Genomic DNA, 22,714 nt, shown 5'->3' with positions numbered 1-22,714 from the left:
GTAGACATTGAATAAAAGCATTGAAATCACACCGCCTTGCGGTGAACCACTGAGCGTTGCGTGGTAGCGCCACTGTTCCAGATATCCAGCCCTGAGCAGTCCATCGACCAAACGGACCGCTATGTCCACGAACGGCTGGCGATCTTCGTCAGCCATAAGCACGGTCGTACGGGCCGCAATTGGGTCACCCGCTATGACAGCGCGTGAGGGGCACCGTAGGGTGGACCGATGTTCGATCGGCTTGAGATCAGGGTGCTTCCCCGGGGCCCACGATTTGCTGCCCAGGTGCGGTTCTGGGTCAACGGCGAGGACGTGGTGCACGGCGTCGTAGGCGATGGAGGTCGCGGGCCGTTTGCCAGGGATGCACTGCCTGCCGACCGCCCCAGCCCTTTGCGTGGCAGGGGCGAGGCTCGCCGCCTGTTCTTCGGCGAGCCCGAATGCACGGCTGGCTGCTGCGGCGGCCTCAGCGCCTTCGTGCAACGAACGGGAGGCCTCGTGTGCTGGACGGGCTGGGAGACTCCGCGCGACGAGAGTGCGCCGCGCGACTTTTACTTTGAGGCCACCCAGTACGACGCCGAACTGGCTCGGGCAGAGGCTGACCGATCTTGGCGGATGGACTGACGGCACCGCTGCCGCACCGGGCCTGTCACACACCCCCGGGAAGGATCGGGGGCGGAGGCCCGGCACTCCATACGATCACCACCGGCCGGGACTGAGGCTCCCCGGCACGACACACGCATGCCATGTGCGCTCCGATGTCGGTTGCCGGTTGCCGGTTGGATCTTGACCACTGTCACTGCGGCCGCCCGACGGCACCACACAGGCCGCTGCCCACCCCGACCCCCGGATGGCCGCCCACAACCCGCCAGGCTCATGCCCGCATGCTCTGCTGGTTCCAGGCTGCGCCAGCCATCCAGGAAACAGGAAAGGGGATCGACCATGCTCAGATCCAGCCGGGCCACCATGGCCAAGCGGCTCGTCATAGCGAGCAGTACCGTACTCGCCGTCGGCCTGCTGCCCACGCCGCCCGCCAGCGCAAACCCGCCTCCAGGGCCCTCCACGGACTCCTTCGTCACGCAGGTGGCACCGCCCGCCCTGCTGGCCGATCCGGACGGAGTCGGGACCCTGAAACTGAACACGGGTTTCGCCTCGTTCGGCGAGTACGGCACGGGCAACCCGGATTTCACGCTCACGGTCAACGCACCCCGGGGAGTGGACTTCACCTCGGTCAACGCGGGCCCAATTCCCGGCCTCGGCACGCAGCCGTCGTGTTCCTTCACCACGTCCTCTGTCACCTGCCAGTTCCACCTGTACGGGACACAAACGGTGCCCGTGGACATCGGCCTGCGCTACAACGGCGACACACCGGACCCCACCCCCGAAACCACGCCGACCAACATCGCCTTCCCCGGCGGCAAGGCCATGGTCTCCCCCGGCGGCTCCAACCCGAACAACGACCAGGCCGACCTGAAGATCGTGTGGCAGTGCACCTGATCACACCCGCCGCCGCACCACCAAACTCACCGAGCAGCGCCGCGCCGTGCCGACCTCAACTCCCTCGGCATGCGCTGGTGAGGTCGGGATTGCGGCAGCAGCACGGGGCTGTTCACGGCGCCTGACACCGACACAACACGTGGCATCTCTGCCGCCCCGGGCCCTCCGTCACCAGGGCCCGGGGCAGCCGGGACGGCCCGGCGGTACTGCCCCCAGAGCGCTGGGCGCCGAGCCTCACCCACGCACTCCATTCCGGCACATGCCGGGCCGAGCCCAGCCGTGCCGGGCCAGCCCGCCGCACGGCGGGCACAGCGCGGAGCCCCCGCGACACGCAACCAGCAGGCGGCGCCCCGATCCCCTCCACCGCCCGCCCACCCTGCCCCCCTTCCTCCCTTTTCCTTGATCAGGGGGGCGAGCGTAGGGCGGTGGAGGGGATGTCCGCACCCCGGCCACGCCAAAAAATCGTGGTGACCAGCAGCGATACCGAACGTGCCAGGAAGCAAAGGCCACCGATACTGCAACAACCAGCGCGGCAGATGCCACAACAGATCCGGGGGCCGGGCACTTCCGGAACGAGCGAGCGCCGGACACCCCTGGCTTGGGGCAGCGGCCTGGGCGCGGGACAGGTACCCCAGCGGGTAAATCCGGCCCTCGCGTACGCGGACGCAGGCTATATACAATACCCCAACTCGACCGCTTTAGAAGGGTATTGAAAGACTTGAGGCAGTCTGCCATGGTCCCCGGTATCGAAGCCGGGCCGACCGAGTGCCCGGCGGCTGGAAGGAGATCGCATGGACACCGTGCACCTCTCCCGATCGCACAGCGCGCGGGTGTGGGGCGCTCCGCCGCCGTCAACTGGCGCCGCAAGTACCCAGACTTCCCCGGCCGGTCGGCGGCACTACCGAAAGCCCCGAGTTCCCTACCGCCGAGGCCGACACCTGGCTGCGCGAGCACGGCAGGGACGGGGAGGCGGCCACCGTGTCCTGCCACTGCGGCGGGCAGGGGCGCACCGTGCCGCAGTCGCCGCTCGGTCAGGCCGAGGACGTCAAGCACCGCCGTGATCTGGGCGGGGAGACTCAGGCGCTGGTGGAGGCACCGCGCGCTGACCCGGGCGCCGTGGTACCCGTCGCAGGCCGGGGACCGCCTCACCGTCACCTATGAGGCAAGCGGGCAGGACCCGCGGTGGACGCAGATGTACGAGGCCGCGGAGGACGCCGCGCACAGCCTGGTGCTGCGGCACGTCGGGCACACCGCTCCGGACGACTCGCTGGCGGGCTGGTTCGCCGACCCTGCCGAGCTGCACGGCGGCGACCCGGCCGAGACACCGTGGAGGGAAGCCGACCCCGACCGCCTCACCCTCACCCGTAACGGCACCCTCGTCCACCAGGGCCGCCACATCCTGGCCCGGGACACCGACACCGCCGAGCCCCGCCTCACCACCGCCATCAGCGCAGACGGGACCATCGAGTGGGCCATCGTCCAAGAACGCCAGCACACCCCCGCCGAGTACGAGGACCTGGAACAGAAGGTCATCGCCCGGGGCGTCGAACTGGCCGCCCGCGCTGGGACCAGGAACGGCCGAACCCGGGGCCATGGCCCGCTCGCCGAGGCAGCGGATCTTGGCACGGGTGGGGTTGTGACGGCGCTTCCATCTCCGGAGGCGGCCCCGAAAGAGCCCCGGACAGGTCCGCCGGCTCCTTGATACGCCTCGTCCGCCCAGCATTTGAGGTCCGCATCGGCAAAGGCTGCGGTGATCCCGTGCCGCCGTCCAACTCGTGGCCACTGCCGCCAGGTTGGGAAAGGCTCAAAACGGGTTGTCACGGGGTTTCGGGGGGCAGTCCCGGCCGTACTGCACCACCTGTCACCGAAACACTAGTCGCAAAGGCGTTTGAAGGAATCCGCTCCGGGTCGGGCACGGAACTTCACCACATGACCCAAGCCGTCGGTGAAGACGGCCTCCGTCCCGGACTTCAAGGTCATCGTGCCGCGCTGGACCGGGTTGCCCCACCCTTCGGGCGGGTTCCCCGAGCCGTCGGAGAGCGGGGTCTCCGCTTCGAAATACGTCGCACCGATACGGGCCTCGTCGATTCCGCAGTGCGTAGAGAGCTCAAAGGGAACCGTCCGAACGGACGGGGCTGCCCGGACGGCTCTGGTGCTTTCACCCCCCTGCGTACAGCCCACGAGCACCCCACCAGCCAGCACGAGAGCAAAGACGGTTCGCCGAGTCCTGTCACCCATGCCCCTTCGACGGTCACACCGAGCCGACGGTTCCCCACCCAAACGCCTCGATCAACGTGTCCACCGGAACCCGGACGGCCGGACGGCCTCGCCGGTGAGGAAGGTCGGAGTTCAGCGCGTCAGAGATGGTGTCTGAAAGCGGGCACGCCCTCTGCGGAGGCCAGGTCCGGTTTTGCTCTCGGATCATGCGGCAGAGGCTGGGGCGGGGCGGCGGCGCGGCCGCCTGGACCCATCGACCTCGGCGGCGAGGAGATCCCGATCGGATCAATGCTCACCGAGCTGTACTGCCCCGGCGTCACGGATACCGAGCTGGACGCGATCGGTGAGTGGGGCTGCCACCCGAAGCGGTCTGGACCGCGGTCTGGCACCGCCAGCTCGTGCGGCTCCGCCTGTTCAGGACCGAGGGCGGTCGGCGGGCCGAACTCCTTGCCGGGCCAAGGGAGTTCTGCTGCAGCGATCTCGGGAAATGGCTGCGCACCCAGCATGTTCGATGGAAGGAACTGTCCCAGGCGCAGCGCCAGGCACTCAAGGACCTACGGATGGGACCCGCCGCCGGTGACGCGCGCGTGAACACCGCGGGTGTGCCCCAGGCGCGGCGCAGCCGCACGGAGCGGGCCACGGAACTCGTCTTCGCTGCCCGCCAGCACCTCACCGATGAAGCGGGGCGGATCATCGTCGCCGACTCCTACCGGCCCCACATCGCCGGACAGGAGTCCAGCTCCGGAAGCGCCTCTACCCGGTACGGGACAGCTTCGACGGCTACCCGCCCGAGCTACAGGCCCTGTTCACCGGACTCGGACTGCCATGGGCGGACGAACCACACCAGCCGGAACGGCGTTGGGCGTGCAGCCGACGGTGGGGCAAGGGCGTCGGCATCGACCGCATCGCCGCCCGGGCCCGGTCTGGATCGCAAGACGGTCCGCCGTTACGGCCAAGCGGCCACCGCGGACGACATGATCACTACGCGGCGCCGCAGACACCATGGGCTGGCCCGTTACGCTCCCTATCTCAACCAGCGATGGCGCGAAGGTTGTACTGACAGCGGGCGGCGCCTGCACCGCGAGCTGCGTGAACTCGGCTGCCTCGGCAGCGCCCGCAGCCGCGTGCGCCGCTAGGCTGGAACCCCCGCGCGGCACCAACCCGCCCCCGTGCGGCCCGCCCGAAGCACCCACCGTCCGGCAGGCCACCACCTGGTTCACCCGCCGCCCCGACGGCCTGACCGGTGAAGAATCTCTCCGCCTCAAGGAACTCCGGTACGGCTTCCCGGAGTTGGCCGACACCGCGCAACACGCCCGCGAGTTCGCCAAGATCATGGCCCGGCTCGACAGCGAGCGGCGGCTGCCCGGATGGATCGAAGCCGCCGAGCACGCCGAACTGCCGGTGATCCAGAGCTTCGCCCGTAACCTCCGCCACGACCTCGACGCCGTCGTCCAGGGCCTCACCAGCCCCTGCAACTCCGGCGTCGTCGAAGGCAGGGTCACAGACCTCAAGACCGTCAAGAGGCACATGGCCGGCCGCGCAGGCTTCCCGTTACTGCGGAAGCGTGTCCTGCTCGTGGCCGCCAGCTGCCGGACACCTCAAGTCACCACACCGATGGAGCCCTGATCGTTTTCACGGAAATCTTGGATGGGCCGGCCGCGATGGCGCGCCCTCGGCCGCCGACCGGCCGGGGTCGCGCAGGCACTCTGGCGTCATGCCTGTCCACGGCTCTACCGTGGCACCGGGGGACGCACCCGCATCACAGTTCGTACCGTTTGTCATGAACGCGCCATTACCTGCCCTGTCATTCACCACACACCGTGACCTTGATGACTCCAGGCAAGAGGTGAGCCATGTTCGTGCACCGCAGACGCCTGCACCGACCACGTCGACTGCGTCGGCTCAGCGTCGTCATCCTGCTCCTCGGCGTCGTCGCAGCCGTCGCAGCCGGGCCCGCCCGGGCGACGCCGGATGCCGCGCCTTGGGGCCCGCCCCTGGTCCGGCCGGTCGACCCTCAGCACTGGCGCAACCCCGACGACATGACCTGGGCCGAATACCGCTCCGTCCCAGGCACGGACTGGGCGAACCCCAACCGCCAGCCCACCCGGCGCAAGTTCAAAGGCGCTCTCGTACTGCTGGACTACTCCGACGAGGAGTTCTCGGTCACCAAGCCCGCCGGCGCCGCCAAGTTCGGCAATCCGCTGCCCAGCGCGTCCGGCATCCCCCGCGCCCAGCTCCCCAAGTTCTACGAGGACTTCCTCAACAAGCCCGGCACACTCAACCACGGCCACACCATCAACGAGTACTGGATGGAGGATTCCGGCGGCCGCTTCGGCGTCGGCCTGACCGCCTTCGGCGCCTACCGCATGCCGGGCAAGTCCTACCAGTACGGCATCGAGCCCGGCATGAACCCCGGCGCCTGCCCCGTGGGCGAAACCTGCGGCAAGGACATCCGCGCCGACGGCAAACGGGCCTGGGTCGCCGACGTGGGCGCTGGCAAAGCCGGCGAGTTCGACTTCGTCTTCTACCTCACCGCCGGAGTGGACGAGTCCTCCGCCTGGCAGGAGTTCGGGCCGATGAAGTTCGCCTCCGCCCAGGACGTGCCGGCCGCCTGGGGACCCCCGTCACCCATCGCCTCCGGACAGAACGCGGCACGGACCCGCTATGTGCCGTGGACGTCCTGGCAGGCGGCCGCCCGTATCTGGCCCAACGCCGCAAACGGCTCCTCCACCCAGGCCGAGAGCTCCGGCATGGCCACCTTCGCCCATGAACTCAGCCACATCCTGGGCATCGGCGACAACTACAACAACCCCTACGGGACACCGCTCAGCCGCGCCTACACCGGCATCTGGGGCATGCTTTCGCGCGGCACATTCAACGGCCCCGGCGGGCCGCACACCCGCTGGCAGATACCCGCCACCGCGGGCGGCTCCATGGGCGCCCAGCACGTCCTGCGCGACAAGCTCAAACTCGGCATGGTCGACGAGAGGAACATCCTGCGCCTGGACCGCGACGCCCTCAAGGACTCCGGCCCCGTCGTCGCCCGCGTCACCGCCCGCTCCGCCCCGCCCGGAGAGAAAGGGCTGACCGGCGTCAACATCACCATGGCCCGCGACCTGTCGCCTGCCTGCGACCGGGCCACCGACCCGCTGTGCGACGGCGGCGGCTACGACAACTACACCGTCGAGGTCGTCGACCGCATGGGCATGGACTCCTTCACACCGGACAGCGGCGTCCTCCTCAGCAAGACCAAGAACGCCGACCGCGCGCCGTTCGCCTGGGTGATCGACGCCCACCCCGAAGACATCAACCTGGTGGACTTCACCCGCCCCGACGGCACTCCGCAGAAGATCACGATGGGTGACTACCGGCAGCTCAGCGACGCGCTCTTCCACGTGGGGGCGGACTCCGGCAGCTCGTACGAGTACGTCGACGAGGCCAACCGGCTGTACTTCTACGTCCTCAACGTGCGACGCGACGCCACCGGCGTGCTCTCCTACGACATCGGCGTCAAGTCCCTGGACGGAGTCGGCCCGCAGGCCCGCGCAGTCGCCCTCGGCAAGGGCTCCGTCACGAGCACGCCCGCCACCGGCCGGGCCGTGTGCACCTTCAGCCTCGCCAACACCGGGCAGCCCGACCCGCGCAACCAGCCGCACCTGTCCTCCGACATCTACCGCCTGACCGCCACCACCTCGCAACGCGGCTGGTCGGCCTGGCTCCCCAACCGCCTCACCGCCGCGGCCGCCGGCACCTCCGTCCCCGTCGACGTCGCCGTCACCGCGAAGCCGGGCGCCGAACGCACGGGCACCGTCATCCTCACCGCCCGCTCGGAGAGCGACCCGGCCAAGACAGCCCAGGCCACCTGCTCGCTACCGAAACCCGGCAGGTGACCTCTCCCGTATAGGGCGTGGGGCAGCTGGGCCAGCTGCGGCCCGGCTGCCCCACGCCCTGGCAACAGCCGCTGCCCCGAAGGAAGTCAGCCGCTGACTGCCCGCCAGGACCGGCTTCCCGGCGTTCGAGGGTGACGGCGTAACCGAGTGCGTCGAGTCGGGCGGCCAGGCGGCGCCGGTGGCGTTCCTCACCGAGGCGTCTGGGGGACACGGCCAGCGCATCGGCCAGACGGGACACCGTGCGAAGTGGAGCATTCGCCCTGCGCCGTCAGGCTGCTGAACTTCGGAACCGGTCCCGCCCAGGCCTCGCATTCCGACGGCGAAGAGCTGCTCGTCCCGGCTGAAAAGGTGTACCCGGGCTCCTGCGTGAGACGACGAGCCAGCGCCGGAGACTGCAACACCGCCCGCACGGCGCCGTCTGTGGCGCTCAGGCGGTCTCGGCGACCTCGTTCTCGGCCCGGCGCTGACCCCCGCGCCCCGACCAGGCCATGAACACCACCGTCCGCGGGGCGGGCGGCCTCCCGCTCGCCAGCTCGCCGCTCCGCCAGGCGCTGCTGTTCGGCCCGGCAGGCACCCTGGCGGGCCCTGGACCGCGCTTCCCCACGAACGTCAAGCATCGCGGCGCGGGTTGCCGATCGCGTCCAGGAGACTTTGACGGTGATCACGGCCGAAGCGCCAGTAGGCGGGGCCAGCCGAGCCGCAAACGAGGGGTGGGGGTGGGCCAGCAGCTGCGCCACATCGGAGGTAGCCGACCTTCCCGATCCCCCACCGGCCAGTGCCTCCCCGTCAGGCTGAAGACCAGTCCGGCGAGGAGGCAAGGGCTCTGTTGGTGGCCGGAGCTACGGCGTGTCCGATGGGCCGCGCACGCCTGCAGCCCCTCTCGGGACTTGGCGAGCCAGCCGAGTGGTTCGCCCCTCAAACCCCTAAACCCAGACGCGGGGTCGGCAGATCGCGGGGGCGGTGTTGCTGCACTCCTGGTATGAGGTGATGCGGTACGGGCCCGTCACCCGGTACTCCCCCAGCCGGACTGGCTGCCATTGGGGTCGTAGACGACGCCGCTCTCCCCGCTGGCCAGCCAGAATATGGTCATGAACCCATCGCCGTCCGCGTAGGAGTCACAGGCATAGGATCGCAGGTTGTTGTTGCTGACCCCGCCGTGACCGCAGATGGACCTCCCGAACGACCCACAGCCACCGAGCCGACTGTCGCTGTCCACCGCTGCGGCCGCAGGTGCCAGCCACAGCCCCACACCTGCGACCGCTGCCACGAATCCACTTACCCAAACAAGACGCCGCGCTTCCGATCAGCCCTCCGGCCGAACCCTCTGACGAGCGGCCTCAAGCTGCTGGTCATAGCCGGATGCGAACAGCTCAGGAAGAGCCTTGTCGAGCGTTCCGGCGATCCGATGGATCGGCGCCCAGACCGCCGGATCATCGACAACGTGGCTGAGGTCCGTCATCTGGAGCTTCTCCAGCCAGTGCGACAGCACCAGTGCATCGTCACCCGTGAGCTTGATCGTCACCCGGCTATCACCCATGCACACCCCTACGGCTCGGCCCCACCCTCAGTGCGGGTGGCGGGCTGTCCACGATGCCTGGATGCCGACGGCCTCGCCGAGCTTGGTGCGCAGCTGGTCCAGGAAGGTCCACAGGTCGGGTGCGGCGTTGGAGGGGCTTGTCTCTTCCGCGTCGTGGAGGCCGTCCGGGTGGGTGGCGTCGGTGTGCAGGGTGCCGGCGGTCATGTGGCAGATGTTTCCTGTGGTGGTGCTCACGGCGTAGTGGCCGCCGCCACCGTCTGTCGCGAAGCCGGTGACTGTGTCCTTGATGGTGCCCTGCAGCCGGGTGGGATGGTTCTTGCTGTGCAGAAGTGTGGGGGCGTCCTCGATCCAGATGCCGTTCGCCAGGTCCGGCAGCTCGGCGGTGCTCATGCGCGCGTAGTACGCCAGGAGCGTGCGGTGTGCCCCGGCCTCGGCCAGCAGCATGGGGGCTTGGGCTGCCTCCTGTCCGGTGGCGGTGCGTACGAGGTGCTCGTCGGTCGGGTGAGAGGCCGTGCACCGTCTGGAAGCCGTCCTGGAAGAGGCGGGCGAGGCGGCTCACGCCGGCACCCCGCCCCACCCCACCGCGCCAGGTCGAGGACGGATTTCTCCGGCTGGGGCATGCTCAGGCCTTCGGCCCGATACCGGGGAGCGCGGCGATGTCCTTCGCGCAGCTGGAGTGGTAGCCGGCGAACGAGATCCGGTCGATCCGGTCGCTCTCGGAGAGCTTGCCCTTAACGGTCCACTCCCCCTTGGCCAGGACGGCCTGGGTGAAGGCACCGTCCTGCTGCCGGGAGGCGAGCTTCCAGCCGCGCTTCTGCAGCGCGCGTACGGCAGCGGCGAACGGCTTGTCGCCCCTGGCCTCGGCCAGGCCCGTGGTGCCCGACCAGAGCACGCTGCAGTCGGCCAGCTTACGCTCAGCGGGCGAGGTGGCGTCCGGGTCGGGGCCCGGGGAGAGCCCGGTGAGCCGGGCCTGCGCTGCCGCGGCGTCCAGATCCGCGTCGACCCCATCCCGCTCCCGGCGCAGTCCGCCCTGATCGCACATCTACGCCGACGCCACCCGGACCGTTCCAGCACCTGGAGATGATCTCCGTCGACGAAAATCTTGCCAAAGCCCGTCACCTTGTACGCGGACTACGGCCGCCGCGTCCTTGAGCGCGGCGGCCGTAGTCACTGGTTTCGGTATCCGCCGCTCAGTGGGCGGTCATGATGCGGGTCTGCATCGGTAGGTCGCCGGGCCCGGTGTAGTCGCCGTAGATCCGTACCCACACCCGGCCCTGCTCTCCCGGCTTGAGCTTGCGGTCCCGTCCTTCGAAAACCTCGGTGAGGGCCACGGTCTTGGTCTGCCACCTGTTGTTGCAGACGATGTCGCCGCGCTGCAGCCACTTCCCGACATACGTCGTCGGCTCGGTCTCCGGCGCGGTCAGACCGACGTGGATGCTTCGTTCCAGGTTCGGCTTGCACCGGTAGGAGAACTGCACGACGTTCGGGGCGATCAGCTTGTTCGCGGTGATGTGCTCCGGTGCACGGAACGGTTTCCCGGCAGCCGACGCGGGGAGCGCGGCGGCCGAGGTGATCGCGGCGACGATCGCGGCAGTGACGATGATCTTGCCTGTGTGCATGGTTTCCCCCTCAGGTGTCTTTCGGTCTGTCACGCTGTCACGGTTCTTGCCAGTGCTCATGGTGTATGAGGGAACTGGACGGACGGAGGCCTTCCGGGCCGTGGTTGATGTCGCTGGTCGGCAAGTCCATCAGGCAGAGGATTGTTCGGCAGCCCGGTTCGGGCACCGAACAATCCTGCTGAACCGGGTGAACACGCACGCATGCGACTGGTGGTCCGACTCACTGCCCGACCGACACGCCCAGCGACACAGCGCACCCCACCCCACCGCCGGAGGAGTGAGGCTGTGGCAGAGCCGGCCAGGCTGACCATGCGTGTGCCCTGCCCGGCAAGCCGTGGGGCTCCTGATCTTGCCAGACGCTCTTTCCTGCCATGGCATCTCAACTACGCTTGCCATGATCACGGCCAAGATCGAACGAGGGGGGGTACACCCATGCCGTACGAGACCGGCGCGAAGGTGAAGCTGACCAGGGATGTGCAGGTCACCGCAAACGACACAGCGGCCAGGGTCGGCTACCCCGGTCCGCTGTTCCTGGCCGAGGGCTTGGAGGGCATCGTCACGGGCGCGGCAAAGTAAGCCAGCGGCTTCGCCCAGGAGCAGGCCGCGCTCCTCGAGCAGCAAATCCGCGCGGGCCAGTTCACGGACCACGCGGCCAGCCTGATCGAGCAGCTCCGTCAGCAGATCATCGGGCATGGAGCGTACGACGCCGGAGTCGGCGCTCAGATCAGATACCGGGTGCGCTTCGAGAACGGGTTTGTTCTCGACGGTCTTGGAGAAGACTGGCTGACCGAAGCCTGAGTATCTGCCACCACGCCTCCGCCGGCCGGCGGAGGCGTCGCGGTCTCTGTAGCCGGTTCTCACCAGCCCCGACGCAACCCCACTCGAATTCGGACGGCGAGTGCGGTGTGCCCGCGGTGGTGATTGCAGGTGCGGGCCGCGAGTGGCGCGCGCGAGCAAGGGGTGGGCGCGCGAAATGGCGGACGGAAGCTGGCGAAGGAGCCTCGCCGGCCACCATGCTGGTCCGGCCCTCCTCAGCCCGGGTAAGCGATCGAGCCCAGCGGCGGGCAGGGGATGATCATGGTGCCGGCCCCGGGGCGTTCGACGAAAGCCCGGGCCGCGGCGGCCTGCACGCGGTGGGAGTCCAGCTCGTCCGCGTGCCAGGCGTCGTGCCTGGCACGGTCGTAGTCCCACGAGTCGTCGATGAGGCTGAGGCTGGTATTGCCGGAGCTGCGCTGGAATTCCGCTTTCACGGCGGCCTGTTGGAGTGCGGTCTGGGTCGCGGCGAGATCGATGCGGGTGATCAGGACGCCGGGGGTGTTCGGTTCGCGGGTCGGCATGGGGGCCTGCGGGAGCAGCGACACCCCGGTGTCCAGGCGGCCGATGTTGTCGACGCTCGCGTTCTGGGCCTCCCTCGACATGATCTGCATTTCCTGATGCAGCCAGAAGAACTCGTCGAGGTCGGCCTGGGTGATGCGCATTCGCTGGTACAGGGCTTGGAAACGGGGATCGTGATGCAGCGGGCGTATGGGGGCGATGTGGAGCGCCACGCAGTCGTTGAAGCCGTCCGACACCGCGGCCTCGAAGTGGAGGATGGCCAGTTCCGCCTGCCCCTGTACGCACACCAGCCCACCGAGGCTCGCGTGGCCCGCAGCGGCGAGCCACGCACCGTCGGGGCCCAGCACCGAGGCACGCGCGACGGCGTCATGGAGGCCCCGGGTACCCGCCACGGCGGGTCCCTTGGTCAGGAGCTCCACCAGCACTTCGTGAAGACGGGTGGGCCAGTGAGTTGACGGTGTCGACCATGGATCTCCTCGGACCTCGGTGGTGAAGAGTGAAAGGGGTGCTGGGTCTGTAGCAACCCCCGTGGGGATGACGGGCGGACGGGGTGAGAGGTTCCCGCTCGTGCCCGGCCGTGATCACGAGTGGCATCGGCTTCTGGGCCTGCTCGACCGCCAGGTCGATCTTGGCGGCCAGCCCACCGAAGAATTGTCCGAGCCGGTGGTCGTCGGTTCAGTGAGAACGCCGTCAGGTGGCTCGACCCGCAGATCCACTTTTGCCCGCGCCGGCGGCGTACTGCTGGGCACGGCAGACAGCCGAGTCCACGCTCCGATCTCAACTCTGAACAAAGTTGGCATCCTCAAGCACGGGTATCTGGGCTGGACCTTCCTGACGGCCAGCCTCAGGCAGGCGGGGCCCACCCCTTGTTGGCGGCGAGCAGGCGCTGGGCGATGCGCTTCCGGCACTCGGCCCCGTTGTTGGTCTGGACAACTTCGACCTGGAACGGCAGGCGTTGGATGACATGGTCGAGGAACTGGATAGCGGTGGCTCGGTCGAGCTGCGGGTAGATCCGCAGCATGGGCAGGCGAGTGCACTCGTCGATGGCGGTGAGCGGGAAGTACTTGTTACGGCCGTCGCGGCGCCCCTGAGACATCGAGGCGAGAGGTTGGATGAACTTTCACGTCGATCTGGACCCGGTGGCCGGGCAGTTGCTTCTCGTACCGCTTCCAGCGGCGGTCGTCGCACTTGTATCGCTGGGAGGCCGGCAGACGGCCCATCTCCAGTCGGTCCCGGATGCGCCGGACGCCGGACTTGCCTCAGGCCCGTATCGGGATGCGCTGTTGTTACTGTCTGTCCGTACCTGTGGGGGATCACGGAAAATGCCGTACCGCGGGACCCTCACGTCCTTCACTGCCCTCCGTTCACTGCTGTTTCTGTCCAGGAGGGCATATGACTGGCTCCCGTATTCCGTGACGGTTCCTGGCACTGGCGGTCAGCGCCGGGCTTGCCGTAACCGCCGGGGCGCTCGTCGCACCCGTGGCCGCGGCCATGCCCATCACATCCGCCACGAAGACCCCGCGCCCGTAGTCAAAGTCGCTCCTGGCGCGGAGATCCTGAGCGCGGGTACGGCCGGTTTCCTCTCCGCGGACGCTGACGGCACCCTGCGGTGGACGCGGTACGCCGACGGCGTCACGACGGAGGTGGGCAAGGGCAAGGACCACAGCCCGACCGTGCACGGCACAGTGTCCGACACCGTCGTACTGGGCGACCATCCGCAGTACCCCACCTCCTCGGACAAGATCACCCTGCGGAACATGGCGACCGGCACATCGGCCGTCTTTGACCTCACCACGCACGGCTACCGGTACGCCGGTACGGTTGGCGACATCAGTCGTCGCGCCCAACGGCGCCTACACCTGGCGCCTCGTCACCAAGCCCAAGAATGGCCTCGGACCCGACCTCGACGTCAGCGGCGGCTTCACCCTGGCGCGCCCGGCCGCCGCCCACGACTACAGCGACAACGGTTCCTCCGATGTCCTCGTCCGCAACTCGGCGGACCGGCTGTTCCGCGAGGACACCTTCCACGGCCCCGCCGAGGCGAAGCTCGCCGCCCGCACCCGGGGCCTGATCGGCTCCGGCTGGAACGCCTACGACAGGCTGCTCCGTGGGCAATGTCGCCGGCGCCCCGAACGCGGATCTGGTCGCCCGGGACAAGAGCGGAGTGCCCTGGCTCTACCTGGGCAAGGGCGACGGCACCTTCACCGCCCGCACCCGGATCAGCGGCGGCTGGAACACCTACCAGCGGCTCATCGGCATCAGCGACTCCAACAACGACGGCAAGGCCGACGTACTCGCCTACGACCAGGAGGGCAAGCCGTACGTCTACCACGGCACCGGCGACCGCCAGGACCCGCTGGCGGCCCGGGAAACACCGCGCTGTCCGACACCCCCTCCTACCAGACGGTCGCCTGAGGCGATGGCATGAGCGGGACTTCTCGCTCATGCCACAAGAAGCTCGCAAACCTGACCATGTGAGACATGCAGCCGCCTAACGGTCTTGCCCACTGCATAGAGCCGTGCCGGATGGTGTATCAAGCGCACTATCGCCTGCTACGAACGCTCGGCCAACCTGTCCGCCGCGTCCCTCACCCTCGCCACCCCACTCACCTGCTGGAAGAACCTCGCCACGTGACGCTCTTGCGCAGGAAGGTCTCAAGCTGTTCGGCGAAGCCCGGTGCTGCGGCGACGAAGTGACCAGCGCCCGGATGCACGCTGCGCTTGCCACCGAGGGCATCCGCAAGTGCGTCGCAGATCCGCTCGACCGCGGCCGCGTGGTCTCCGGACGCGACGAGCACCGGGACACCGGCGTCCCGGATCGCGTCGAGCTGTGGGCGCGCCTCGCTGGTCGGCCTACCACCGTGCGCCCGCCGAACGCCGGCGACCACCTCCTTGGGGAGTGGGCCGTCGCCGATGGGCGCGCCCGCGAGATGGAGGAACTCGCGCAGCTCGGCCGGATCCATATCCATCCCGTGGGTGAGGACCGCATCGCCGATGCGCTCGAGCCGCGCCACCTCGGGATCGTCAGGGACAAGGTAGTTGAGCGGTGGCTCGATCAACGTGAGCGAGCGCACGCTGCCCGGCGCGGCAGCAGCCGCAATCAACGTCCCGAGGACGCCGTAGGAGTGGGCGACAACGTGCGGACGGCCGACGAACAGCGGCGCCAGGTCCAGGGCATCCACCTCGAAGTCCTGGCGCTCCTGCGGTGGTGGACTCGGCGGATAGCCACGGCGGTGGACGTATGCCAGCGTCCACCGGTCGGCCAGCGGAGCGATAGCGCCCCACGTCGTCCGCGGGCCGGCACCGCCATGCACCAGCAGGACCTCCGGCCCACAGCCATCGCGCACCACCACGATCTCGCCCACGGAGGCAAGCATAACGACGCACGATGCGACACGGCGCTAAAGAGGCCAGCAGTGAACTGCTGCGGATCGTGGCCCGGACCCGGGACGGTGCCGCAGCTGTCGCCCGGGGTGCGGGACGGAGTCGGACCGGGTCACTCCCGGTACGTGCGGCATGTCGCGGACGAGGCGGTGGCTGGCTAGGCCGTCGTTGCCGGTAGAAAGTTCGGCCAGATAGTGGAGCAACATCGCAGCTCAGCCAGTCCCTCCAGAGGAACTAGGCTCATACAAGTCAATGTGGCCCGTTGCCGCGCCGTGGTGACGACGCGAAAATCGGTCGTGGGTGCCGCTCGCGTCCGACGTCGATCGAATCTTGGTCTGGTGAGCCCGTATACAAGTCTGATGCCGGGGCCGTAGCGCGGGGCAGTGACCTGTTGCTTCGAGCACGCCGGCCAGATTCGGCATCCCCCTGCGGCCCTCCGGGCGGCACCCGCCTGGTAGTGGCCCTCAGAGCGGATGCAGAAGGAGTGGGCGGTGGGTGACGAGACGATCGTGACGGAGTTGGATCCGAGCGGCGAACTGGTGGCGCGGGTCGGAGCGTTGGACATCGCGAAGGCGTCGGCGATGTTGTGCACGCGGGTGCCCGGTTCCGGCAAGCGCAAGCGGCAGGAGGTCCGCAAGACCGGCGCTACGACCGCCGCGATTCTGGAACTCGCGGACCATCTGGTCTGTCAGGGCATCGAGTTGGTGGTCATGGAGTCCACCTCGGACTACTGGCGGCCCTTCTACTACCTGCTGGAGGACCGGGGCCTGCAATGCTGGCTGGTCAACGCGCGTGACGTGAAGAATGTGCCGGGCCGCCCCAAGACGGACAAGCTCGACGCCGTGTGGCTGGCCAAACTCGCCGAGCGAGGGATGCTGCGGCGCTCGTTCGTACCCCCCGAGCCGGTACGCCGACTGCGGGATCTCACCCGGGCCCGAGCCGTGCTCGCCGAGGACCGCACCGCGTTCAAGGAGCGCATCGAGAAGGTCCTGGAAGATGCTCAGATCAAGCTGTCCACCGTGGCCGCCGACATTTTCGGAGTGTCCGGGCGGTCGATGCTCGACGCGCTGATCGCCGGTGAGCGCAGCCCCAACACCCTGGCTGACCTCGCCCGCGGCAGCATGCGGGCGAAGAAGGCCGACCTCGCGCAGGCCCTGCGGGGCCGGTTCGATGGCCACCACGCCTACCTGATCCGCCTGTACTTGGACAACGTGGACCGTCTGGACACCCAGATCGCGGACCTGACTGCGCACATCGAGGCGGCCCTCACGGCACTGGCCCCGGCCCCGCGCACAGACCCGGCTCCGGACGGCACAGTCAGGATGACGCTGCTGGACCGCCTCACCGAGATCCCCGGCATCGGCCGCGTCAGCGCACAGAACATCCTCGCGGAGACCGGCTTCGACATGAACGTCTTTCCCAGCCCAGGGCACCTGGCTTCCTGGGCCAAGCTGACTCCGCGCACCATCCAATCCGGGGCGAAGAACACCACCGCGGGAACCGGCAAGGGCAACCCGTGGCTGCGGCGCGCCCTGGGGCAGGCCGCCGTCAGCGCCGGCAAGAGCCAAAGCTTCCTCGGCAGCCGCTACCGACGCCTCGTCAAACGCAAGCCCAGGAAGAAGGCGCAGGTCGCCATCGCACGGAACATCCTCGAGATCGTCTGGTACCTCGTCAACGATCCCGACGCCCGCTACATCGACCTCGGCCCCGACTGGTACGACCGCCGCACCGATCCCGAGCGCAAGACCCGCGACCTCGTCCGCCAGCTCGAACGACTCGGCAACACCGTCACGCTGACGCCCGCATCCGCCTGATCTTCTCCCTGCCGAACCCGAGCCATCAAGCACAGCCGCACCCTGGGTCAGCACCAGCCTGTCCGCGAACGTTGTGATTTTCCGGCCAGATTTTCGTAGCCGTTGATCGATTCGCCTGGGGCGTGACATCCCTCTGCGTCAGCGGGATGCTTCCTGTGTGCGACGACGTGTTGAAACTGTTGCCGCAGCTCAACGCCGTGGAGGTCGGTTCTGTCGAGGAGTTCGGGGATGTGGTCGTGATCTCCGCGCGATCCCGGGCGGGACCGGCCGCATGCACCGGCTGCGGTCGGATATCTGACTGGGAACACAGCCACTTCGGCGGCGGCTTCTCCGTCGAACTCCGCAAGGGCACCACGGACTCCGCCCCCTACGCCTGGGCTCGCGTCCGCTTCCCGGCGCCAGCAACCAGAACGAATACACGATGTACGTCGAGCGCTGCCACCTCGACCACACCGTGTGCGAAATCCTCGGCAGCCGCCAGATCGGCGGCACCTGGACCACCTCCGCCGGCAACAACTACAACCTCACCCGCTCCGGCATGTTCTACGACCCCGCCGGAATGCCCGGCGGGACTTCGCCGCCTCACGGGATCCGCCCAGGAAATGGGTGACGGCTCAGTCTCGTCCGTCCCTGGGCGGGCGACTACCAGGCCCGCCGGGCGGGCAAAGGCGTCGCAGAGCTGCACAGGCCAGTCGATGTCGGTACCCGGGATCGGATCGTGTCCCTCATCGGACACCGTTGGCGAATCCACCTGGCTCCCCTTTGGGAACGCCGCCCCGGCCACGACGGCTGTCTGCTCCGGAACCTCCAGCAGCCCCTTCAGCCGCATCGACATCCGCTCCATCCCCACGACCGTACGGCAGGACAACGACCGCACGAACGATCATCTCGTCAACACCCCATCACCGCAGGGAATTGCGCAGCGGAGTCGAAAGCGCAGACAAAACGCGAGGCTCCCGTACGGGGAGCCTCGCGTTCTAATAGGTGAGCACCGGGCTCTTCACGAACTCGGCGAACTCGTAGTTCTTCCCGTTGGGAAGGATCTGCAATTCGGCCCGGTACTGGTGCCCGGCGGTCGGGTTGGGCAGGTTGAAGTGCTGGTCGAGTGGCTGGTCGCACCGGCGCAGCTCACGCTCGAAACGCCAGTCGGTGGTGTCGTCGAAGGCCACCAGCCGCATGCGGCAGTCGCGCCCGGCGTCGGGCCAGTCACTGCGGGCCTCGAAAAGAATGTCGCCACCGTGGCCGCCGTCGTCTATCAGGCTGACACAGGCCTGCTTCGACGCGGGGCCGGTACAGCCGCCGCCCGTGGCTGCCACGGCCATGCCGGCGGTCCCGGCCAATGCGACACCCGCCACCGCGGTGGCGGCCCATACCGATACCGCCGCACGCAGAAATACACGAAGAGTCATTGCTGATACCCCCTATCATCTCGGTCTCCGGAAAAGCACCGGAAAGGAACGCACCGAGCATATGCAGACGGCGAGGTGCACCGCCGTCAATTTTTGACGATGCGCCAGGACAAGGAAGGCCGCCCCGGTCTGCTCATGCTCAGCGGACCTGGCGAAGTCCGCTGATCCCGCAGCATTCACGCTGGGCGCGAGGCCGCCCACACAAAGGATCAGCAGTCGGCTGGGGCCGCAAAGCCAGCTGAGGGGCGGGCCTGTGTGGCAGGGGCGTCAACTGGTAGCTCAACCTCCGGCCACCCGGCAATTCCATGCTTGCGAAGCGCACCTCAACGTACCCAGGAAGGCATGTGGAGAGACTCGCGCGACCGGAACCCGGCGACGGCCCTGCACAGCATCGCGGACAGGGACTGCGGAGCCCGTAGAGGTCGAACTCGGCATGTTCCTCGACAACACCCGACGACGAGCCGACAAACTCACCGAGCAGCGCCGAGCCGACCTCGACGCCCTCGGCATGAGGTGATGAGGTGATGTGCTGCGCAGTCGGCGTGTATCCGGTTGGCTCAACGCGAGAGGCGTGTCTGAGCGATACATCCCTAATGTCACTTATGGGATCGGGGACACTCCGACGACATCTCCGGGGGCACCGAAGAAAGGCGCGAAACATGACCGATGTACGGGAGCCGGCGGCGTCACCGAGGCCACGGCGGGCGGCAGGCCGGGGCGTGCGGTGGTGCACGGGAGCGCTCGTGGCAGGGGCGGCGCTGGCGTTGGGCGCGTCGCCGGCGCTGGCGCAGGGCGGGGACCCGTCGGTCGACTATCCCCAGGACCCGGTCGCGGTCATCGCGCCGGGGCAGACGGGCGAGGTGAAGTTCGGCCTCAAGAACCCCACCACCGATTTCACCGGCGAAAGCACCCAAGACCAGCTCCACATGCACCTGTACGCCCCGGCGGGCACGGCGTTCGCAGATGACACAGTCACCCCGGTCGGGCAGGCGCCAGGACCCTGGCGCTGCGTGCGCTACAGCTCCACCGAGACGCACTGCGACTCCGAGTACAACGGCGTGATCGCCTCGCCGGGCGAAGTCCGCCAGTGGAAGGTCAACCTCACCGTCGCCCCCGACGCGTCGTACGGCACCACACTGTCCCAGGGCGGCCGGGTCTCTTTCAGCTACGTCGACTGCAACTCCTTCATGTATTCGCCCACGATGACACTGGCGGTGAGGACACCACCGGGGCTCTGACCCAGGCGATCACCGCACCAGCCGTGCCCTGCCTGTCGGTTCAGCGCCTGCAGCGCGGTCACCGGATCGCCGGGCGGTGCCCCCGGGTCTCGACGGCCACCCCCGCCTCCCGTATCCGCCACAGCCGACCGGCGACCAGCGAGAGAGCTCCACAGCATTTCAGGCCCTCTTGACACCGTCTCCGGGCCCTTGACTTCGTGGCATTGGATGATGACGAGCCAGGTCCAGCGGTCCGCCGCCTGCCGGTCGCCCAGCCGGGGGCGGGGTCCAGCCGAGGGACTGGCGGATGCAGCGCCGCAACTGGTCCGTAGAGCAGTCAGAGACGAGGGCGGGAGGCCGTATGCGAAGCGGGATGGTCCTGGAGGACATCCGCGTACAGCCATAAAGCGGTCCGGTGGCGGGTGGTTCTACACGATCATGTGGCCGGACAGTGCGGTGGACGAGAAGGCGGACAGCTTCCTTCGGACGTACGAGGAGTCGGGGACGCAGAAGACCTATGCGTACACGCTGGTCAATCACCTGCGGTGGCGGATGCGCGAGGGGCTGGGCACGGAGAAGGTGACGCTGCTGGACTTGCACCGGTACGTGGAACGGTCGGGGCGAGAGTACCGATACCGTTCGGGCAACCGTGGCGGACGCCGCCGAAGAAGCCGTACGGCCAGTCGGGGCTGCAGACCGCGGCTGCGTGTCTGAAGGGCTTCTACCTGCACCAGTGCGCGAGGCGTGGGGTGAACGACGACCCGCGGGCCGCGCTGGAGGTGCGCCGACTGCCAACCCAGCAGGACCGGGACCGGGCCTTGCTCGGGCACGCGATGGGGTCGGTGTCGGCGAACCCGCCGGCGCCGAGGCAGGGCACGCGTCGGCGGCATCCCAAGATGCTTGCCCGACGGGGCAGGGCCGGAGCTGGAGGTGTTGAACACCGTCCGTGACGCGATGGTGGTGATCTGACTGTCGGACACGACGCTGCAGGATCGTTGGCCTGGCCGGGCTGCACCTGTCCGACCTGCACCTGCGGGAGAACGCGGCCTGCGGGGACTCCCCCAAACCCCGCGTCCACGTCAGTGTCGGGACAATCCCGGTGGCCGCGCCGAGCTGACGCTCAGGCCACGTTCGCCCTGTTGACGAAAGTGCGTAGGCGGCAGTCGTCGGCGTGGTCGGTGCCAGCGAGGGTGAGGTAGCACAGGGCGGTGAACTGGCCCTCGATCCGGTTCAGCCAGTGGAGTTGATCGGATTACCGACGATCTCCACGTTGTTGGCCTTGGCCCAGGTGCCGACGCGTTGGCACCTCTGCGTGGTCAGATGCGGGAAAAGTTGTCACAGACCGCGATGCGGACCTCGGGTGGGCAGAGGCTGCGTGCAACACGGCGGCGTCGGGGAGCAGGCAATCTCCTACGGCCGCCTGCCCCTCGCCGTCGCCTTCATCTATCCCGCCCGCGCCACCGACGAAATCGCTCTTGCCACCCAGTCTCCTGGACAGTCTCTCCCAGCGCGCCACCACCCTGATCACTCAGATTGCCGCCTTCGTCCGCGACCCTGGCGGCTCCCGCGGGCGCAAACCCTGTGGGGGTGCTGCGCGTGTCCTGGACGGGCAGCCAGAACGCGCCCCATTCCTGCCTGCTCACTGTCGCCGTCGACTTCTGCCCCTCCGGTGAGCACCGTGTCCTGGCGCGAGTACCCTACCGCGCAGCCGCTGACCGGTTCGGCACCTGGCTGGCAGAGGCCGCCCCGACCGCCTGGACGGCCTGCCCGCCCGGTTCCGGCCGGTCATCACGGACACCAGCGGTGAGAGCCTGGCGCTGTTCTGATCGAACATCGGGAGACCGGACACCAACGCCAAGAGTGGGCTCAGCTCCGCAGAACCCGGCGACGGCATGGGCGACTTCCAGCCGACCACCACGCTGCCGCGCCCGGCCGGCGCTCCCAGCCCCGACTGGTCCAAGGTCACCAGCTTCGTCTCCGCCGGCGACGTCACCTGGGACACCTTCCCCGACCTCCTCACCGTCGAGGACGACAGCCTCTACCTCTACCCGGGCACCGGCGACGGCAAGGCCGACACCCCGGTGAAGCTCGGCGCCACCGGCTGGGCCAGGACCGACCTGCTCGCCCCGGGCGACGCGGACGGCGACGGCCTCGCCGACCTGTGGCTGCGCGACGGCGACTCCGGTGACCTCTTCCAGATCCTCAACAGCACCGACAACCCGGGCAACGCCCTGGGCGAGACCGACCGCCGGGCACGCATCGCCGAAGGGCTCACACGTGCCGCCCACCCCCAGCTCGGCGCCGACGGCGACCTGACCGGGGACGACCACGGCGACCTGTGGATCCAGACCGCGACCGGCCGCCCGACCATCGTCGCCGGTCAGCGTGACCCGGCGGCCGGAACGGTGTTCCGCGGCCCCTACCCCAAGGCAACCCTCGGCGACGCCGCACAACGGAAGGGCGTCAAGCTCAGCACCAGCGGCGACTTCAACGGCGACGGCAAGACCGACCTGATCAGCCTCTGGAACAACGGCCGTCTGGCCCTCCAGGACGGCAACGGCACAGGCGGCCTGAGCACGCCGAGCAACCTCGTCACGCCGTAACACCCCACGTCGACCAGTTGGCCGGGAATCCCGGCCGACAGAGATGCGCCGAGGGGAAGAGATCGGGACTGGACTACCAGCCTCGCGCTCTCCCCCGCTCACGCCTGCACCTGTTTCCCTGTTCACCCAAGGTCATCAGCCCGTGGGGCTCCCCCTCCCGCGCCACAGCGGCTGGCCGCACTCATCGGTGACGAC

20 protein-coding genes and 1 pseudogene are annotated in these 22,714 nt (G+C 68.6%); 11 read left to right on the top strand and 10 right to left on the bottom strand.

What is annotated here, in order from left to right; all coding sequences use genetic code 11:
• Positions 1–228 precede the first annotated feature (228 nt).
• The 5 genes from QIY60_RS31095 to QIY60_RS31075 all read left to right on the top strand — a co-directional run bounded on the left by QIY60_RS31095 (position 229) and on the right by QIY60_RS31075 (position 7,601).
• The gene (locus tag QIY60_RS31095; protein WP_283145506.1) at positions 229–621 is read left to right on the top strand and encodes a hypothetical protein; all 393 of its coding nucleotides are present in this window, start codon (positions 229–231) and stop codon (positions 619–621) included.
• A 318-nt stretch (positions 622–939) separates the two neighbouring features.
• Positions 940–1,494: a hypothetical protein gene (locus QIY60_RS31090; RefSeq protein ID WP_283145505.1), complete on the top strand. Its 555-nt coding sequence runs from the start codon at positions 940–942 to the stop codon at positions 1,492–1,494.
• 1,192 nt (positions 1,495–2,686) lie between these two features.
• On the top strand, positions 2,687–3,196 hold the full coding sequence (locus QIY60_RS31085; protein ID WP_283145504.1) for a hypothetical protein: 510 nt from the start codon (positions 2,687–2,689) through the stop codon (positions 3,194–3,196).
• 1,604 nt (positions 3,197–4,800) lie between these two features.
• Complete coding sequence (locus QIY60_RS31080; RefSeq protein ID WP_283145503.1) at positions 4,801–5,337, top strand: transposase; 537 nt, start codon at positions 4,801–4,803, stop codon at positions 5,335–5,337.
• A 227-nt stretch (positions 5,338–5,564) separates the two neighbouring features.
• Positions 5,565–7,601: a M6 family metalloprotease domain-containing protein gene (locus QIY60_RS31075; protein ID WP_283145502.1), complete on the top strand. Its 2,037-nt coding sequence runs from the start codon at positions 5,565–5,567 to the stop codon at positions 7,599–7,601.
• A 427-nt stretch (positions 7,602–8,028) separates the two neighbouring features.
• On the opposite strand, the gene QIY60_RS31070 is transcribed toward QIY60_RS31075, so the two are convergent.
• From QIY60_RS31070 to QIY60_RS31050, 5 genes are all read right to left on the bottom strand, one after another.
• Positions 8,029–8,175 carry a hypothetical protein gene (locus QIY60_RS31070; protein WP_283145501.1) on the bottom strand — a complete coding sequence of 49 codons (147 nt, stop codon included), beginning with the start codon at positions 8,173–8,175 and terminating at the stop codon, positions 8,029–8,031.
• Positions 8,176–8,904: 729 nt separating this feature from the next.
• Complete coding sequence (locus tag QIY60_RS31065) at positions 8,905–9,138, bottom strand: hypothetical protein (RefSeq protein ID WP_283145500.1); 234 nt, start codon at positions 9,136–9,138, stop codon at positions 8,905–8,907.
• A 27-nt stretch (positions 9,139–9,165) separates the two neighbouring features.
• On the bottom strand, positions 9,166–9,582 hold the full coding sequence (locus tag QIY60_RS31060; RefSeq protein ID WP_283145499.1) for a hypothetical protein: 417 nt from the start codon (positions 9,580–9,582) through the stop codon (positions 9,166–9,168).
• 178 nt (positions 9,583–9,760) lie between these two features.
• Positions 9,761–10,180: a hypothetical protein gene (locus tag QIY60_RS31055; RefSeq protein WP_283145498.1), complete on the bottom strand. Its 420-nt coding sequence runs from the start codon at positions 10,178–10,180 to the stop codon at positions 9,761–9,763.
• A 148-nt stretch (positions 10,181–10,328) separates the two neighbouring features.
• A complete protein-coding gene (locus QIY60_RS31050) occupies positions 10,329–10,757 on the bottom strand; it encodes a hypothetical protein (protein ID WP_283145497.1) in 429 nt (142 codons plus the stop codon).
• Positions 10,758–11,189: 432 nt separating this feature from the next.
• On the opposite strand from QIY60_RS31050, the gene QIY60_RS31045 reads away from it, so the two are divergent.
• Positions 11,190–11,333 carry a hypothetical protein gene (locus tag QIY60_RS31045; protein WP_283145496.1) on the top strand — a complete coding sequence of 48 codons (144 nt, stop codon included), beginning with the start codon at positions 11,190–11,192 and terminating at the stop codon, positions 11,331–11,333.
• A 455-nt stretch (positions 11,334–11,788) separates the two neighbouring features.
• On the opposite strand, the gene QIY60_RS31040 is transcribed toward QIY60_RS31045, so the two are convergent.
• Complete coding sequence (locus QIY60_RS31040) at positions 11,789–12,511, bottom strand: hypothetical protein (protein ID WP_283145495.1); 723 nt, start codon at positions 12,509–12,511, stop codon at positions 11,789–11,791.
• 425 nt (positions 12,512–12,936) lie between these two features.
• A complete protein-coding gene (locus QIY60_RS31035) occupies positions 12,937–13,188 on the bottom strand; it encodes a hypothetical protein (protein WP_283145494.1) in 252 nt (83 codons plus the stop codon).
• Between the two features lie 1,011 nt (positions 13,189–14,199).
• Here QIY60_RS31035 and QIY60_RS31030 point away from each other — a divergent pair.
• Complete coding sequence (locus QIY60_RS31030; RefSeq protein ID WP_283145493.1) at positions 14,200–14,520, top strand: VCBS repeat-containing protein; 321 nt, start codon at positions 14,200–14,202, stop codon at positions 14,518–14,520.
• A 178-nt stretch (positions 14,521–14,698) separates the two neighbouring features.
• Here QIY60_RS31030 and QIY60_RS31025 read toward each other — a convergent pair whose 3' ends face one another.
• The gene (locus QIY60_RS31025) at positions 14,699–15,457 is read right to left on the bottom strand and encodes an alpha/beta fold hydrolase (protein ID WP_283145492.1); all 759 of its coding nucleotides are present in this window, start codon (positions 15,455–15,457) and stop codon (positions 14,699–14,701) included.
• A 510-nt stretch (positions 15,458–15,967) separates the two neighbouring features.
• Here QIY60_RS31025 and QIY60_RS31020 point away from each other — a divergent pair.
• Positions 15,968–17,290: an IS110 family transposase gene (locus QIY60_RS31020; RefSeq protein ID WP_283145491.1), complete on the top strand. Its 1,323-nt coding sequence runs from the start codon at positions 15,968–15,970 to the stop codon at positions 17,288–17,290.
• Between the two features lie 421 nt (positions 17,291–17,711).
• On the top strand, positions 17,712–17,900 hold the full coding sequence (locus tag QIY60_RS31015) for a hypothetical protein (RefSeq protein ID WP_283145490.1): 189 nt from the start codon (positions 17,712–17,714) through the stop codon (positions 17,898–17,900).
• A 367-nt stretch (positions 17,901–18,267) separates the two neighbouring features.
• On the opposite strand, the gene QIY60_RS31010 is transcribed toward QIY60_RS31015, so the two are convergent.
• Positions 18,268–18,699, bottom strand: coding sequence for a hypothetical protein (locus QIY60_RS31010; protein WP_283145489.1), 432 nt, complete (start codon positions 18,697–18,699; stop codon positions 18,268–18,270).
• Positions 18,700–19,358: 659 nt separating this feature from the next.
• Here QIY60_RS31010 and QIY60_RS31005 point away from each other — a divergent pair.
• Positions 19,359–19,937, top strand: a complete 579-nt coding sequence (locus tag QIY60_RS31005) for a hypothetical protein (RefSeq protein WP_283145488.1) — start codon at positions 19,359–19,361, stop codon at positions 19,935–19,937.
• Positions 19,938–21,036: 1,099 nt separating this feature from the next.
• Here QIY60_RS31005 and QIY60_RS32825 read toward each other — a convergent pair.
• A pseudogene (locus QIY60_RS32825) lies at positions 21,037–21,292 on the bottom strand (IS630 family transposase); the annotation flags it as partial.
• 516 nt (positions 21,293–21,808) lie between these two features.
• Here QIY60_RS32825 and QIY60_RS31000 point away from each other — a divergent pair.
• Positions 21,809–22,519: an FG-GAP-like repeat-containing protein gene (locus QIY60_RS31000; protein ID WP_283145487.1), complete on the top strand. Its 711-nt coding sequence runs from the start codon at positions 21,809–21,811 to the stop codon at positions 22,517–22,519.
• The last annotated feature ends 195 nt before the right edge of the window (positions 22,520–22,714 follow it).

The sequence above is a fragment of the Streptomyces sp. BPTC-684 genome, assembly GCF_030028635.1.
In the GTDB taxonomy this organism is placed as follows: domain Bacteria; phylum Actinomycetota; class Actinomycetes; order Streptomycetales; family Streptomycetaceae; genus Streptomyces; species Streptomyces noboritoensis.
This window is presented reverse-complemented; position numbering and strand designations above follow the sequence as displayed.